This is a genomic window from Ruegeria sp. N7 (assembly GCF_056531345.1).
Window position 1 is genome coordinate 209,482 of sequence record NZ_JBQFLR010000003.1, and the last position, 15,336, is coordinate 224,817.

Sequence of the window (15,336 nt, forward strand, 5' to 3'; positions counted from 1 at the left end):
GAAACCTAAGAGCCAGTTTCATCATGATATGTTATTTGGTCAATTCTGGGGCAAGCATCACGCATCCGTGATGTGATCAAACAGCCACCGAAACGGCAGCGGTTGAACAAAAGGATGAGGGGTTTCCCTCATCCTTTCAATAGCTTATGCAAGCTGGATGTTGTCGGCGCTTTCGCGGCCGTCACGACCCGAACGCAGTTCGTACGTGACTTTCTGGTTGTCGGCCAGACCGGTCAGGCCCGAGCGTTCGACGGACGAGATGTGGACGAAGATGTCCTTGCCGCCATCTTCGGGCGCGATAAAGCCGTAGCCTTTGGTGGTGTTGAACCATTTTACGGTGCCTGCTGGCATATCCGTGTCTCCTGTTTGGTGCTGCCCACGGAGTTGCGGCAGCCTGGCGTCGTAGGTCTGGATCGATAGACTGAGCGCCGTAGAAGGAGACAGTAGGTCGAAATAGAAAAACGTTAGCACCTTGCATATGGCATTGAGGTAAGCCTGTGGCAAGAGCGGTTTGTACGGATTGTACAGGGGCCAGAGGGCAGAAAGCCCAATATGTACAAGAATCCGCTGATGGGTTTGACGCCGTTTGATGGCATCCCGGGTGCTCTGATCACCCTGTCTGTTGATACGCGACGGTAGTGAAAAACCCGGACCCACACTTTTCCGGTCGGCCATGCGGAGCGGTCACCGCGTGCCATACCTGCGCGGGAGAGTGACACTTTTCTTGGTTGCAGGCACGTGGTCAGGACCAGTGTCATTCTGGCCGGTTGCGCGGGGGGTCTTCTCACAACCGACGGTTTTTATTCATTAATCACTATGTTTGGAAATTTCGCTATCCGGTGCTATACTATTTGGCAGCTGTGGGGGCGGATATGAAAGTTGTCTGTACGATAACCTTGTTGTGCTGGGCCGGAGCCGCGCAGGCCCTGACTGTTCCAAATGGGACAGAGGGTTCGATGCCGGGCGCGCGTGAAGGCGGGCTCAAACTCTACAACATGTTCGAGTTTGAACACGAGATGAAGGCACCGGTCTTCGCGAAAGAGAATCCGCGCCGTAATGAAAGACGTCGTCGTCTTGTCGAGCTTGGAGGACCCAAGCGTTTGCCCGAGATTCTGGCTGAACGGACAGAGGTCGTGGAGGAATCAGGGCCCGAGTTCTGCGAGCTGTGGTGCAATGAGCCCGGGTCCGAAGAAACGCCGGTGGACGTGAACGTCTCGGCCGTGCCGCTTCCGGCCAGTTGGCTGCTGCTGGTTGGGGCGCTGACAGGGCTGTTCGGTGTCGGACGGCTGCGCGGCAACCGGTTCGGGTAAGCGCTGCACCTGCAATCATCCTTGAATGCTGTGATATGGGACACCGAAGGTTGGTGGGACTGCCGACCTGCGGCAATGGCCTGCAAAGGCGTGTGTGTTAACCACTTGGTAGTCATACCTGCGCCACCTTGCGCACATGAGTGATTATCGCCGCGTCCGCATTCCCGGAGCCAGATATTTCTTAACGGTTTCGCTGGCCGACCGGTCATCGGACCTGTTGATCCGCGAGGTGACGCATCTGCGCGCGGCTTTTGCTGAAACGCAGCGGGAGCGCCCGTTTTGGTGCGATGCGTTTGTGGTGTTGCCCGATCATCTGCACGCGGTGTGGACCTTGCCGCCGGGCGATGCGGATTATTCCACGCGGTGGGGTACGATCAAAGCTCGGTTCACCATGGGCGTGAACAAGGCAAACCGTAGGCCGGGCTTCAGCCCGGCACCCGAGCTCACGCATCTACCTGTTGTGACCTCTGGCAGATATGCCGGGCTGAAGCCCGGCCTGCGGGCAAGGGGTGATGGGTGCAAGCACCCATCCTACGCTTGATCCAAAGTGCGTTCTGGTTTGACTCTGAGAAACCCTTCCAAAGGCTTGCCTTCCAGTTGCCTGACCAACTTCCGTTTTCTGACACTCCTCAATCTAGTTCCAGTTTGTCTCGGCACGCTGTTTTCATTGACCACCCACCGTCGAATGGTTCACCTTCGAAACGAATTGCGGTACCCGCCCAGTCTATGTTGATTCCACCGAACTCAGCTTTGGCGCAATGGTTTGCTGTTAGTATATTCGCGAGCAAGTGAACCACTGGCTCTGGAAGCTCTTCTACCCCAATGGTTAATGAGAAAATTTGTTTAGACGGAGGCGAGCCGAAGATTGCACCAAAGTGCTTCCCGAGTACGTCACCCCAATACAAATTCGGATCGTCCCCGTCGAGCTCGCTGTTATTAATAGTCAGGGATTCGAACACCGCAGTCGCGTCGACTTGCCCGTCGGGAAGTGCTGGAACGAGAATTGTTTCGGCCTGTCCCGACGATCCAAGAATGGCTGAGATGAACACTGTCGCAATTATCTTTGAGAACAAAGAAAAACTCCTGATTTTGCGTTTCTTTCGCCTGTGGGTGTTTCGAGTGGTGCCGGGCTGAAGCCCGGCCTACCAGTTGGCGTGAAGGGAGCGAGCACTCAACTTACGCTTGCTAAGCTTGTTTGGATTTGTCGGTTCTCAGTAAAGTTTGGTCTCCCCAATAGGTAACCTTGGCTACTGAGCCTACTTCCAATTCGAACCAGCAGTCGGTGTATTCCGCGCCAGGAACGCTGAACGCACATCCATGCAACTGCAGCAATTCTCCATTTGTTTTGACAATTTCCACGATCCAATCTTCGGTTCGGCTGTCATCCGCGAAAAGCAGCTTGTTGGGCGAGAGAGGTCGAAGTGTCAACGAATAGTCGTATTCGCCTATGACGAAATCAATCGTTCTCTCGCCGTCCAGAAAGGGGACGTCTTCAGGTATTCTTTCCCAAGTTATTGACAAAGTTTACCGCGCAAACTTCTTATGCTTCAACCGCTTAGGCTCCAGCGCGTCTGGTCCCAACCGCCGCTTCTTATCCTCTTCGTAATCCTCGAAGTTGCCCTCGAACCATTCCACATGGGCGTCGCCCTCGAACGCCAGAATATGCGTACAAATCCGGTCGAGGAAGAAGCGGTCGTGTGAGATGACGACCGCGCAACCGGCAAAATCGACCAGCGCGTCTTCCAGTGCGCGCAGGGTTTCGACGTCGAGGTCGTTGGTGGGTTCGTCGAGCAGCAGGACGTTGCCGCCCTCTTTCAACAGGCGGGCCATGTGGACGCGGTTGCGCTCACCGCCTGACAGCAGCGAGACCTTTTTCTGCTGGTCGCCGCCCTTGAAGTTGAAGGACGAGCAATAGGCGCGGGAATTGACCTGCGCGTCGCCCAGTTGGATGATCTCGGCGCCGCCGGTGATCGCCTCCCACACGGTGTCGTTGTCTTTCAGGTCGTCGCGGGACTGGTCGACATAAGACAGCTCGACCGTGTCGCCCAGCGTGATGGTGCCGCTGTCGGGCTGTTCCTGACCGGTGAGCATCTTGAACAGCGTCGATTTACCGGCACCGTTGGGGCCGATGACGCCGACGATGCCGCCGGGGGGCAGGGCGAAGTCCAGCCCTTCGATCAATTGCTTGTCGCCCATATGTTTCGACAGGCCCTCGACCTCGATCACCTTGCCGCCAAGGCGCTGGCCGTTGGGGATGACGATCTGGGCGCGGGTCAGCTTTTCGCGCTCGGACTGTTCGGCCAGTTCATTATAGGCGTTGATCCGGGCCTTGGATTTGGCCTGACGGGCCTTCTGACCCTGACGCATCCATTCCAATTCGCGCTGCAGGGTTTTCTGCTTGGACTTGTCCTCGCGGGCTTCCTGCTCCAGCCGTTTGGCCTTTTGTTCCAGCCATGCGGAATAGTTGCCTTCGTACGGAATGCCGCGGCCGCGGTCGAGTTCGAGGATCCAGCCGGTGATATCATCCAGGAAGTAACGGTCGTGGGTGACGATCAGGATGGTACCCTTGTAGTCGATCAGGTGCTGTTGCAGCCATGCGATGGTCTCGGCGTCCAGGTGGTTGGTCGGTTCATCCAGGAGCAGCATGTCGGGCGCTTCGAGCAGCAGCTTGCAGAGCGCCACGCGGCGTTTCTCACCGCCCGAGAGGTTGGCGATGTTGGCATCGTCCGGCGGGCAGCGCAGCGCTTCCATGCTGACGTCGATCTGGCTGTCGAGGTCCCAGAGGTTTTCCGCGTCGATCGCGTCCTGCAGGGTGGTCATTTCCTCCATCAGCTCGTCCGAGTAATTCTCGGCGATCTCCATGGCGATCTCGTTGAAGCGGTCGACCTTGGCCTTTTTCGCGGCCACGCCCAGCATCACGTTTTCGCGGACGGTGAGCGATTCATCCAGCTGCGGTTCCTGCGGCAGATAGCCGACCTTGGCGCCCTCAGCCGCCCAAGCTTCGCCAGTGAAGTCGGTGTCGAGGCCGGCCATGATCTTCATCAGCGTCGATTTACCGGCGCCGTTGACGCCGACAACACCGATTTTCACGCCGGGCAGAAAGCTGAGGTGGATGTTTTCAAAGCACTTCTTGCCACCGGGATAGGTCTTGGAGACACCCTGCATGTGGTAGACATATTGATAGGCGGCCATGTCGCGTCCTCTGGGTCGGGAATTTGGGTTGAAACGCTGGATATCCGAGCGGGGCGGGCGGGGCAAGCTGGTGGTTTTGTGAATTTCGTCCCGTATCTGCATGGGCTAGGTTTGCCGGGCTGTATGAAGGGCATGAAGTAGTGGAACTGGCGGAACTGATATCAGGCTGGGCGCAGCCAGGACGTGTCGAATGGATAGGCGTCCGGCCCGAGCGGCGGGTTGGGGTGGAGGTGGTGAGGGAGGCGGTGGTCTCGGCCGATGGGCTGGAAGGCGACCGGGGCCATGCGGGCAAGCGGGCGGTTTCTCTGATCCAGCAGGAGCATTTGGCGGCGATTGGGTCTTATCTGGGGCGGGGGCCGGTTGCGCCCGAAATCCTGCGGCGCAATCTGGTGGTTTCGGGGATCAACCTTGCCGCGCTCAAGGGGCGTGAGGTGCAGGTGGGCGAGGCCGTTTTGCGCTTTACCGTGATCTGTGCACCGTGCAGCCGGATGGAAGAGGCGCTGGGCAAGGGCGGCTATTCTGCCGTGCGGGGGCATGGGGGATGGTGTGCCGAAGTTGTCAGGCCGGGGCGGGTTGCGCTGGGCGACGCCGTGCAACCGATTGATTGACAACGCGGCCCGGTTCTGAACATCAGCAGGTTATGGAGCGGTATGACATCCCATACGCGCGGCCCGGGCAGGTCGTTGGGCTGTTCGGCGGGTCATTCGATCCGCCGCATCGGGGCCATGTGCATGTAACGCGTGAGGCGATGAAGGCCTTTGGGCTGGATCGGGTGTGGTGGCTGGTGTCACCGGGCAATCCGTTGAAAGAGCGGGGGCCTGCGCCGATTGCGCGGCGGATGGCGGCGGCGCGGCAGGTGATGCAGCATCCGAAGGTGGATGTGACGGATATCGAGGCGCTGGTCGGCACGCGGGCGACTGCGGACACTCTGACAGCGCTCAGGCGGCTTTACCCGCAGGTACGGTTTGTCTGGCTGATGGGCGCGGATAATCTGGCGCAGTTTCATCGCTGGAAAGACTGGCGGCTGATCATGGACACTGTGCCGGTGGGCGTGGTGGCGCGGCCGGGCGAGCGGATCTCGGCCCGGATGTCACCTGCGGCGCGGGTCTATGCGAAGTACCGGATCGACGGGCAGGCGCGGCACCTTTTGGGGCAGGCACTGGCCCCGGCGTGGTGTTTCGTGAACGTGCCGATGATCGATGTAAGTTCGACCGAACTCCGGACGCGCGGCGAATGGGGCGCAGAAGTGTTGCCGGAATAGCCCCAACGGGCGCATAATCTAACACAGTGGTTGTGTGCTTTTGATCTGTGGGATTTTAATTCGGCTATGGCTGGTCGTTTTTCACGTCGTTTGTTTCTGGGGGGATTGGGGGCGTCCCTGATCCCGGCAGCGGGCCTTGCGCAGGCGCCGCTTGTATCGCTGAGACCGCAGGCGCGTGGGGTCATATTAAGCGGTGCCGAGCGATTGGTGGCCGCAGCAGGCCTGAAAGGCGAAGTTGTGTTTGCGGTTGCGGATGTGGCGACCGGGGCGCAACTGGAAGTGTTTGGTGAGGGCGCAAGTCTGCCCCCGGCCAGCGTTGGAAAGGCAATGACCGCGCTTTATGCGCTGGATGTTCTGGGGCCGGAACACCGGTTCGAGACTCGGCTGGTGGCGGATGGCCGGATCGAGAACGGCGTTCTGCACGGCGATTTGATTCTGGTTGGGGGCGGCGACCCGCTGCTGGATACGGATGCGCTGGCCGCGATGGCGGCCAATTTGCGCGAGGCCGGGATTATCGAAGTGCGCGGCGCGTTCAAGGTTTATGACGGGGCGTTGCCTTATGTGTTCAGCATCGATCCCGAACAGCCGGATCATGTGGGCTATAGCCCGGCTGTCAGCGGCATTTCCCTGAACTTCAATCGTGTCCATTTTGAATGGAAACGCGCAGGCAATGGCTATGACATAACCATGGATGCCCGCAGTGAGCGTTATGTGCCTGCAGTGGATGTCTCGGCCATGCGGGTCGAGGATCGCAGCCTGCCGATCTATACCTATCAGGCAAGCGCGCGGCAGGATCGCTGGACCGTGGCCAAGGGCGCGTTGGGCAATGGCGGGGCCCGCTGGTTGCCGGTGCGCAAGCCCGCTTTGTACGCGGGTGATGTGTTTCGCACCTTGGCGCGGTCGAACGGGATCGTTTTGAAGCGTGTTCAGGTGACACACCAGAGCGTGCGGGGTGTTGATCTTGTGGTGCATCGCAGCGACAGTTTGGACCATGTCCTGCGCGGGATGCTGAAATACTCGACCAACCTGACGGCCGAGATGGTCGGGCTGGCCGCGACCAGGGCGCGCGGTGTTGACCCGCACACCCTGGCGGAATCAGCAGCCGAGATGAACCGGTGGGCCGCCAGTCGTTTCGGCGTGACCGGGATCGCCATGGTCGATCATTCGGGACTGAGCGATGCCTCGCGCATGGTACCGGCGGATTTGGTTGCGGCCCTTGTTGCAACACAGAAATCGGGGATGTTGCGACCCCTGATGAAACCTTTTGCACTGACCGACCGGGACGGGCGGCCCGTCAAGAACCACCCAATCAAGGTTGATGCCAAGACAGGGACATTGAACTTTGTATCCGGGTTGGGCGGTTTCCTGACAACTGCGGACGGGGTCGATCTGGCATTCGCGATATTCACCGCCGACGTGGACCATCGCGCAACGATCCCACGCGCGCAGCGTGAGCGCCCGGATGGCGCACGCAGCTGGAACAGCAGATCACGGAAATTGCAGCGCGCCTTGCTGGAGCGCTGGGGATCACTTTACGGAAGCTGAAACCTGAAACCGGCCTGAAGCAGCGGGCGTCAGACGGTGTGGCGCGCCCTAGCCCCGCGCTCGATCGCGGCCGCGTGCAGGCGGTCGATGTCCAGCTCGTACCGGATTTCTTCCAGCAGGCGCAGTTCGGATTCGGCCAGCGTTCCGTCAGCGGCAGCGACGTCACAGGCCAGGGCATAGGCGGTTTCGTTCAGGCGTTCGGGCAGGTTGTCCCGGATCAGGCCGAACAGCGCATCCAGCCCGTCTTCCTGTTCGAACAGGTCAAACACGACCTGCGACACGTGGCGCATCCGGTCGATGTCGTACCCGGCGAAAACCGGCAACATGTTCACGGCGACCTCGATCTTGACCAGCTCGGCGGTTCGGATGGTTTCGTCGGAGGCCGAGATCGCAACCATGATCGCCACAAGGCAATCCTGTGGGGACATCGGGTGGGGAACTTGCTCGGTCATTCGGGGCATCCTGCTTGGGTGTTTCTGATCGCGCACGATATGAGGGGGGGCGGTGAGGTTCAACACCTAGCTCGTGATTTGAGGCGGAAAAGCAGGTTCTGGGGGTTAGGAATTCTGTTTAACCCCGGTCGGGCATAACCCGGAGGTGCCGGAGCATGGTTTTCTCTGAAGCATTTTTGTGGTCAATCCGTGCGAGATAGTTCTGTGCCCGCTCAACCGGGTCATATCTGTACTGGTCGGGGCCAAGAAACTTGCGTGCATTCAGATCTGCGGTACTCAGAAGGTCGAAATTCACCAGTTCCAGCCAGCAATTCCACCCTTCATCATATTCGCCGGCCCAATTGTTCGTGTAATACCTGACAAGCCGGTTCCGGATCGTATACCCGTGGCAATCGAACGCGAGCAAGCCATTGGTGACGTAGATGTGGCTTCCGGCAAACCCTTCGGCAGGGACAATTCTTTCTGCATAAAAACCGGGCAGGGGCGACATCTTCAGATAGACGCCAGCGAGTATGTGGCAGGCGCCATTGCCGAAGAATATACGGTCCGGAAGCGCCCACCTGCGCTCGGGGTCTTTCTTAACACCGGGTTTCATTCTGTACATGAGTTGCTTTCGCGCCTGGACGTGGAGGAAGAAGGGTCGTGTGCCTATTGGGAAAACTGACAGTCCTTGCGGGGTGGCGCCAGTGATCTGGTGCCGCAGGATCGCGAAAAGTGTTGCCTGTCATTGACTCATGCTGCACTGGCACAATAGGAGGGGCCGGTCGGGTTGCGTGGTGCAGCCGCGACCGTTTCCCCAATGGAGCACATTAAAATGTCTGAACTGCGCGAAACCGCGATGTCGTCCAAGGCCTGGCCCTTTGAAGAGGCGCGCCGGTTGCTTAAACGCTATCAGAAAGGTGCTCCGGAAAAAGGGTATGTGCTGTTTGAAACCGGATACGGCCCGTCGGGCCTGCCGCATATCGGCACGTTCGGCGAGGTGGCGCGGACCACGATGGTCAAGCGCGCCTTTGAAGCGCTGTCGGACATCCCGACCAAGCTGATCTGTTTTTCGGACGATCTGGACGGGATGCGCAAGGTTCCCAGCAACGTGCCGAACCCCGAGGCGCTGGAAGAGCATTTGCAGCGCCCGCTGACCTCGGTTCCTGATCCGTTTGGCGAGTATGACAGCTTTGGCGAGCATAACAACGCGATGCTGCGCCGGTTCCTTGATACCTTCGGGTTCGAATATGAGTTCTATTCGGCGCGTGATTTCTATCGCTCGGGCCAGTTCGACGAGATCCTGAAGCGTGCCGTCGAGAAATATGACGACGTGATGGCCATCATGCTGAAAAGCCTGCGGGAAGAACGCCAGCAGACCTATTCGATCTTCCTGCCGATCCACCCGGAAACCGGGCGGGTTCTGTATGTGCCGATGAAAAAGGTCTGCGCCGAGACTTATACCGTCACCTTCGATGATGAAGACGGCAAGGAATGGACCGTTCCCGTCACCGGCGGCAACGTGAAGCTGCAATGGAAGCCGGATTTCGGGGCGCGCTGGGCGGCACTGGGCGTTGATTTCGAGATGTACGGCAAGGAACACGCGACCAACGAAAAGATCTATGACGGGATCTGCCGGGCCTTGGGTGGCCGCGCGCCCGAGCATTTCAGCTATGAGCTGTTTCTGGACGAGAATGGACAGAAGATTTCGAAATCGTCGGGCAATGGTGTCTCGATTGACGAATGGCTGACATATGCGCCGACCGAGTCGCTGGCTTATTTCATGTACCAAAAGCCCAAGACGGCCAAGCGGATGCATTTCGACGTGATCCCGAAAGCCTATGATGAGTATCATCAGCAGCTGCGCGCCTATCCGGGGCAGGACCTGAAGGCGCAGTTGAACAACCCGGTCTGGCATATCCACGGCGGCGAAGTGCCTGAATCGACCCTGATCGTACCCTTTGCAATGCTGCTGAATCTGGCATCGGTTTCCGGTGCCGAAGACAAAGAGGCGCTGTGGGGCTTTATCCGCCGCTATGCGCCCGAGGCAACGGCAGAGAGCCATCCCGATCTGGACAAGGCAGCCGGTTTCGCCGTGCGGTACTTCAACGATTTCGTCAAACCGACGCGTAAGCATCGCGCGCCGACGGATCAGGAGCGCGAGGCGCTGGAAGCGCTGAAGGCGGCGCTTGAGGCATATGATGGCCCGACCGAGGATGAAGCGTTGCAATCGGTGGTCTATGCCATCGGCCGCGAGCGGTTTGATCCAATGAAAGGGTGGTTCTCGGCGCTTTATGAGGTGCTGCTGGGGGCCTCGCAAGGGCCGCGTTTCGGGGGCTTTATCGCGCTTTACGGCGTGCCCGAGACCATCGCGCTGATCGACAAGGCACTGGCCGGAGAGCTGGTCTGATTTGACCTGAACCGGCATGGGGCTATCCTTGGAACAGGAGGTGGCCCCATGCGTCGACTACTGCTTGCATTATCCCTGAGCGCCGGGCTGGCGTCGGGCGCATTTGCGCAGAGTGCCGAGATCGAGGCCAATATCGCGGCACAGATACAGGCCTTCCGGGCGGATGACTTTGCGACCGCCTTCACCTTTGCCAGCCCCAGCATCCAGCGTCTGTTCCGAAACCCCGACAATTTCGGCGCGATGGTGCGCAATGGCTATCCCATGGTCTGGCGCCCCGCCGATGTGCGTTTTCTGGAACTGCGCGAGGTCGATGGCGCGCTGTGGCAGAAGGTGATGATTACGGACGGTAACGGGCGGGTGCATCTTCTGGACTATCAGATGATCCCGCTGACGGAAGGCTGGAAGATCAACGGGGTGCAACTGTTGGGTGCCGCTGACCCTGCGGCCTGAGGCAACACCACCGTCACGGTGAGATGAGCCGTGGTTAATTCCTTTTCGATATCCAGACTGTCGCGTTCGGGGCGGACCTGAACACGGGGTTTGAACGCGTCGCCGGATTTGCGCGACGCGATTGGGAAAGGGTTTTCAATGAACAAGGCAATCACCGACGGCATCGTGTTCATGCCGCCTCAATTCGCGAATGGTCTGACGGTCTGGTCTGCGGGGGACGGAACGCCCGGGTCGCCCACATATGGCGGGTCCGGCACGGGCGTGTTTGTTCCGGCGGATGCGGATTTTGCCGGTTGTCTTGAGATCCTGAAGGTCAACACAACCCAGCAATTGCGTTACATGGGGCAGACGCCGATCCTGCCCGGTTGCTATTTGCAGATCAAAGCCCGGGTCAAGGCGATCAGCGGCCCGTTGCCGTCGGTGCGCATAGCAGCCTGGGCCGGTGGCGCGGGTGATGTGCATGTGGCCGGTGTTGTGGAACAGGGGCCTGCCACCCAGCTGTCGGGCTATGGCACGGTTCACGAGATCACCGCGATTGTCGGCACCGGCCAGCGCCCGGGCGTGGACATGCCCTGGGGGCTTGCCGCCCTTTACGGGCATTTCGGCCTGGATATCGAAGGGGCCAACGGCGCGCTGGTGCGTGTCGATGATCTTGAGATCACCGATGTCACCGGGTTCTTTCTGCGCGAGATGATCAGCCTGGTCGATGTGCGCGACTTTGGTGCCGTTGGTGACGGTGTGACGGATGACTCGGTTGCGTTTGAGGCGGCGGATCAGGCGGCCGGTGGCCGCCGGGTCTTTGTTCCGCAAGGCATCTATCACCTTGCGGAAAACACCAGCATCGATGCGGAGATTGAATTCGAAGGCACCGTCACCATGCCGGATGACAAGATGCTGTTGCTGACCAAGGATTTCCATCTGCCCGCATATATCGAGGCGTTCGGAGATGAGGAGCTGGCCTTCAAGAAGGCGTTTCAGGCTCTGCTGAACAATTCGGATCATGACTCGCTGGATCTGGGCGGACGCAAGATTTCCGTTTCCGCGCCGATCGACATGGCCGCTGCGGTTCCCAACAAGCAAAGCGGCTTTTCCACGCGCCGCGTGATCCGCAACGGGCAGTTCGATGTCAAAAGCGGTACCGCCTGGGACACCGAAACCTTCACCTCTGTCGCTACCTATGACCCGTCGGACAAGACACGCCTGACCAATGTCGCCAATGTGGCCAATATTCCCGTGGGATCGCTGGTTGAAGGCAGTGGTGTCGGGCGTGAGGTTTACGTGCGCTCGAAAAACATAGGTGCCGGTGAGATAACCCTGAGTGCACCCATCTATGACGCCGCCGGTACCCAGACCTTTACCTTTCAGTCGTTCAAATACCTGCTGGATTTCAGCGGTTTCGATACGTTGCGGAAATTCGGCATGGAACAGATCGAGTTTCAGTGCAACAGCCGGTGCAGCGGTATTCGTCTGGCGGCCTCGGGCAGTACGTTTTCGTTGAAAGACTGTTTTATCAGTCGCCCGAAGGATCGGGGCCTGACCTCGACCGCGACGGGGTGCAAGGGGCTGCTGATCGACAATTGCCAGTTCTTGTCCTCAGAAGAAGCGCTTGACGTGACGGACCGGAATTCCATCGGGCTGAACACCAACTCGAACGATGTGAAGCTGCGTCACAATCAGGCGGTGCGGTTCAAGCATTTTGCCGTTCTGGGCGGTGGCACCAATTTGGTTCTGGGCAACCATTTCTTCCAGGGCGATGGCATCCCGCAAGGGGTCCGTACCGCGGGGCTGATCATGATCGGCACCTACAACACCTCGACCATTGCCGAGAACTATGTCGACAACTGCTTTATCGAATGGACCAATGAACGCGATGCGGCACCCACCTATACCAGTGGATTCTCGTTCAGTTCGATGAGCATCACGGACAATATCTTTTTCTCGAGCGATGCACCGGCCTGGTTCAGTTATATCATCATCCGCCCCTATGGCGCTGGCCATTACCTGAATGGTGTGACGGTGACCGGGAACAAGTTCCGCGCCACCAGCGGTTCGATCGACCGGGCGGAACGGGTCGATACGTCTTTTGCCGATCTGGACAATAACAGGCATTCGAACGTGACCTACCACAACAATACCTATCACGGGATTGGCAAGAGATCCTCGAACCCGCTGCGCGTCCGCAGCCAGCAGAACTCGGTTGCGAATATCTGGGCGGTTTCGGCAAACGGGGAATTGCCATTTGGCGGCAAGGCGCGCGGCTGCGACGGGGTCACTGCCATCGGGTCGCTGACCGGGGTGTTCAACAACCTTGTCTATTCGGCCCCTCATGTTCTGACCGAACAGGGGGTCAGTGGCGACAGTCTTATTCTGCGCTGGCCGGATCACCTGAAAGGCGAAGTCTCGGTCACGATGCGAATGGAGCGTTGAAACAGCGGCTGGCCGCCCATTCCGGGGTGGCCAGCCGCCTGACAAACGGGCGCAGAAAAGCGCTGATTGGCGCATCGGCAAGGAAATAGGCGACGTTTCAATCTGATGTGCTAGGCTTGGGGAAAGAAATGGAGAATCCCGATGCCGAAAATCGCCAAAAACGCCAGTGTTCAGACAGTTATCACCACGTTTGAAATGACGCCCGGCACCTGTCAGGACCTTTTGGAAGCGCTGACCGACGCCTATTCCGAGTTCATCTCGAAGCAGCCCGGCTTTGTTTCTGCGGGGCTTCATGTGAATGATGCGCAAACCCGGATTGCCAACTATTCGCAATGGCAACGTCGCGAGGATTTCCTGGCCATGCTGCGGACCCCCGAGATGCGCGACCGCAACCGCAAGATCAACGAGCTGTGCAAGAGCTTTGAGCCGGTCATGTATGACGTTGCAGAGACTTTTGGCTCTACCTGACCTGAATCAAAGCCTGCGGTGCATGTCTGTTTCAAAGTAAGTCTGCAAAACGGAGGCGCATGCTATGTATCACAACATTCTCGTTCCGATTTCTTTCGATGCTGAAAGAGATACGTCCGGGCCGTTGAAACTGGCCCGGGTTCTGGCCACGCCGGACGCGCAGGTCACATTGCTGCATGTGGTTGAGCATATTCCGAATTATGCAATCTCGTACATGCCGGCGGAATATCTGTCCGAGGCCCGAAAGGCGATTCAGTCAGAGCTGGATACGCTGGCGTCGCAATTGCCGAATGCCACGGGCGTGGTGGTCGAAGGGCATTCCGGCCGGACCATTCTGGATTGGGCCGAGGCGCATCACCCGGACCTGATCATCGTGGCCTCGCACCGGCCGGGGATGCAGGATCTGCTGCTGGGGTCAACCGCGTCCCATATCGTACGCCACGCCCCTTGCGCGGTACATGTGGTCCGGTAACGGTCGGACATCATCGGCAGTAAGCAAAATTGTGCCTGTGCGGGCGGTGGTTTCAGGCCGGGCCAGATTTTTTGAACCCGGTGGAACTGTGTTGCCTCGGCTTTGCCACATATTGCCCTTATGGGTCGGGGCATGTTGTTCAAGAAACCCTCGCAGGAAGCACCTGATCTGAACCCGCGCTCGGCCAGACGACACCAGCGCGCCGAGGCGGCGCGGCGGCAGGCGCTGTCCCCGCTGCGGATACTGATCATGGTTCTGCTGCTGCCGCTGACGACCGTGCTGATTGCCACGGGCGTCTTTCTGCGCACCTCGGGCTATGAGCGGGACGAGGCGGTGATCCACCTGATCGCGCTGGCGGGGTGTGATGCGACACAGGCCATGGGGATCGGTCCGTTCCGCGCTGGGCAGCCGGGATATCATGGGCGCAACGACCCGGATGGTGACGGGGTGGCCTGCGGGTATGCCGAGCTGGAGCTGCCACGCGCGACCACCGTGCAGGCGCAGGACCAGCCAAAGCCGCGCGAACGGTCGGTGGGAAGCGCCAAGTTCGTGCGCCCCTGATTTTCGGGGGGCGGGAAGGGGCTAGCCTTTCATCGCCTGTAGCAATTCCAACAACCCTTTGCGATCGTCGTCACTGGCATAATCGCCGGTGGCCAGCCGTTCGGCGATACGCAGGCGCAGGCGTTCCTGTTGAGTGCGGACCTCTTCCCCGGCGGTTTCGGCCAGCGTCTTCATGATCACCGCCACGGCCTGTTGGCGCTTGGTGGTGGGGTTGGCGATATAATCGACAAGGCTCTGCTGGCCGGAATCGAGGATGTTTTCGGCCAGTTCGCGCAGTTGGTCGCCATTGGGCAGCAGCGGGGTGGGTGCATCCTCGGGCGGCAGGATTTCCGGCAGGTTGCGTGGAACCTCGGCCAGAGCGTTCGCGCCATCAACAAAGGCTTCGGTGATCATCCGCGTGATCTTGATCGCGCGCGGGTCCTTGAACAGGGCCGAGGCGATGGCCACGCCGTAATCGGTATAGACCCACGGATTGACCCGCCGCCCGCCGCGGCCTTTGGGTTTTGAAATCACATTCTGTGATTGCAAATCAGCGACCTCGGCATCGGTCAGCTGAAAGCGGTAGCCCTCGAACAGGTCGGTGTTGCGCGACACCGCCTGATTGAAGGCACTGACGGATTTTCCGTAGAACTGCGCCAGATCCTCGGCCAGCACCACACGGGTGCCGCGCACCCTGTGAATGGCGCTTTGCACCTCATGCGCGCTGGGCAGGTTTTTCGGGTTCGTCATGGCAGCCGTTTGGAATCACAATTTGTGATTTCAAACGTGGAGGAGGGTGGGGCGGGGTGCAAGTTTGAAATGCCGGGGTT

17 protein-coding genes are annotated in these 15,336 nt (G+C 59.2%); 11 read left to right on the top strand and 6 right to left on the bottom strand.

The window, feature by feature from the left end:
* Positions 1–144: 144 nt before the first annotated feature.
* On the bottom strand, positions 145–351 hold the full coding sequence (locus ACR0ES_RS07025) for a cold-shock protein (RefSeq protein ID WP_209506380.1): 207 nt from the start codon (positions 349–351) through the stop codon (positions 145–147).
* Positions 352–872: 521 nt separating this feature from the next.
* Here ACR0ES_RS07025 and ACR0ES_RS07030 point away from each other — a divergent pair.
* Both ACR0ES_RS07030 and ACR0ES_RS07035 read left to right on the top strand, forming a co-directional pair.
* Positions 873–1,310, top strand: coding sequence for a hypothetical protein (locus ACR0ES_RS07030; RefSeq protein WP_480869977.1), 438 nt, complete (start codon positions 873–875; stop codon positions 1,308–1,310).
* A 136-nt stretch (positions 1,311–1,446) separates the two neighbouring features.
* Complete coding sequence (locus ACR0ES_RS07035) at positions 1,447–1,851, top strand: REP-associated tyrosine transposase (RefSeq protein ID WP_480869979.1); 405 nt, start codon at positions 1,447–1,449, stop codon at positions 1,849–1,851.
* 88 nt (positions 1,852–1,939) lie between these two features.
* Here ACR0ES_RS07035 and ACR0ES_RS07040 read toward each other — a convergent pair whose 3' ends face one another.
* Both ACR0ES_RS07040 and ettA read right to left on the bottom strand, forming a co-directional pair.
* Positions 1,940–2,383, bottom strand: coding sequence for a hypothetical protein (locus tag ACR0ES_RS07040; RefSeq protein WP_480869981.1), 444 nt, complete (start codon positions 2,381–2,383; stop codon positions 1,940–1,942).
* 451 nt (positions 2,384–2,834) lie between these two features.
* Positions 2,835–4,502 (bottom strand): energy-dependent translational throttle protein EttA, encoded by a 1,668-nt coding sequence (gene ettA / locus ACR0ES_RS07045; protein ID WP_010442471.1) that lies wholly within the window; start codon positions 4,500–4,502, stop codon positions 2,835–2,837.
* A gap of 140 nt (positions 4,503–4,642) precedes the next feature.
* Here ettA and ACR0ES_RS07050 point away from each other — a divergent pair, with 140 nt between their 5' ends.
* From ACR0ES_RS07050 to dacB, 3 genes are all read left to right on the top strand, one after another.
* On the top strand, positions 4,643–5,110 hold the full coding sequence (locus tag ACR0ES_RS07050) for an MOSC domain-containing protein (protein ID WP_480773291.1): 468 nt from the start codon (positions 4,643–4,645) through the stop codon (positions 5,108–5,110).
* Positions 5,111–5,142: 32 nt separating this feature from the next.
* Positions 5,143–5,763 (top strand): nicotinate-nucleotide adenylyltransferase, encoded by a 621-nt coding sequence (locus tag ACR0ES_RS07055; RefSeq protein WP_480773290.1) that lies wholly within the window; start codon positions 5,143–5,145, stop codon positions 5,761–5,763.
* A 66-nt stretch (positions 5,764–5,829) separates the two neighbouring features.
* Complete coding sequence (dacB, locus tag ACR0ES_RS07060; RefSeq protein ID WP_480773289.1) at positions 5,830–7,308, top strand: D-alanyl-D-alanine carboxypeptidase/D-alanyl-D-alanine endopeptidase; 1,479 nt, start codon at positions 5,830–5,832, stop codon at positions 7,306–7,308.
* Positions 7,309–7,337: 29 nt separating this feature from the next.
* On the opposite strand, the gene ACR0ES_RS07065 is transcribed toward dacB, so the two are convergent.
* Both ACR0ES_RS07065 and ACR0ES_RS07070 read right to left on the bottom strand, forming a co-directional pair.
* A complete protein-coding gene (locus tag ACR0ES_RS07065; protein WP_209598583.1) occupies positions 7,338–7,760 on the bottom strand; it encodes a tellurite resistance TerB family protein in 423 nt (140 codons plus the stop codon).
* Positions 7,761–7,878: 118 nt separating this feature from the next.
* A complete protein-coding gene (locus ACR0ES_RS07070) occupies positions 7,879–8,364 on the bottom strand; it encodes a hypothetical protein (protein ID WP_480483275.1) in 486 nt (161 codons plus the stop codon).
* Positions 8,365–8,574: 210 nt separating this feature from the next.
* Here ACR0ES_RS07070 and ACR0ES_RS07075 point away from each other — a divergent pair, with 210 nt between their 5' ends.
* The 6 genes from ACR0ES_RS07075 (at position 8,575) to ACR0ES_RS07100 (ending at position 14,527) form a co-directional block, all read left to right on the top strand.
* Positions 8,575–10,149 carry a lysine--tRNA ligase gene (locus ACR0ES_RS07075; protein ID WP_480869983.1) on the top strand — a complete coding sequence of 525 codons (1,575 nt, stop codon included), beginning with the start codon at positions 8,575–8,577 and terminating at the stop codon, positions 10,147–10,149.
* Between the two features lie 48 nt (positions 10,150–10,197).
* On the top strand, positions 10,198–10,599 hold the full coding sequence (locus ACR0ES_RS07080) for a DUF4864 domain-containing protein (protein WP_480475250.1): 402 nt from the start codon (positions 10,198–10,200) through the stop codon (positions 10,597–10,599).
* Between the two features lie 138 nt (positions 10,600–10,737).
* Complete coding sequence (locus tag ACR0ES_RS07085) at positions 10,738–13,026, top strand: glycosyl hydrolase family 28-related protein (RefSeq protein WP_480869986.1); 2,289 nt, start codon at positions 10,738–10,740, stop codon at positions 13,024–13,026.
* A gap of 141 nt (positions 13,027–13,167) precedes the next feature.
* The gene (locus ACR0ES_RS07090) at positions 13,168–13,494 is read left to right on the top strand and encodes an antibiotic biosynthesis monooxygenase family protein (protein WP_209507893.1); all 327 of its coding nucleotides are present in this window, start codon (positions 13,168–13,170) and stop codon (positions 13,492–13,494) included.
* A gap of 64 nt (positions 13,495–13,558) precedes the next feature.
* Positions 13,559–13,966: a universal stress protein gene (locus ACR0ES_RS07095; RefSeq protein ID WP_209507891.1), complete on the top strand. Its 408-nt coding sequence runs from the start codon at positions 13,559–13,561 to the stop codon at positions 13,964–13,966.
* A gap of 132 nt (positions 13,967–14,098) precedes the next feature.
* Positions 14,099–14,527: an excalibur calcium-binding domain-containing protein gene (locus ACR0ES_RS07100; RefSeq protein WP_480869988.1), complete on the top strand. Its 429-nt coding sequence runs from the start codon at positions 14,099–14,101 to the stop codon at positions 14,525–14,527.
* A gap of 21 nt (positions 14,528–14,548) precedes the next feature.
* Here ACR0ES_RS07100 and ACR0ES_RS07105 read toward each other — a convergent pair whose 3' ends face one another.
* Positions 14,549–15,256 carry an ORF6N domain-containing protein gene (locus ACR0ES_RS07105; RefSeq protein WP_209507887.1) on the bottom strand — a complete coding sequence of 236 codons (708 nt, stop codon included), beginning with the start codon at positions 15,254–15,256 and terminating at the stop codon, positions 14,549–14,551.
* Positions 15,257–15,336 lie beyond the last annotated feature (80 nt).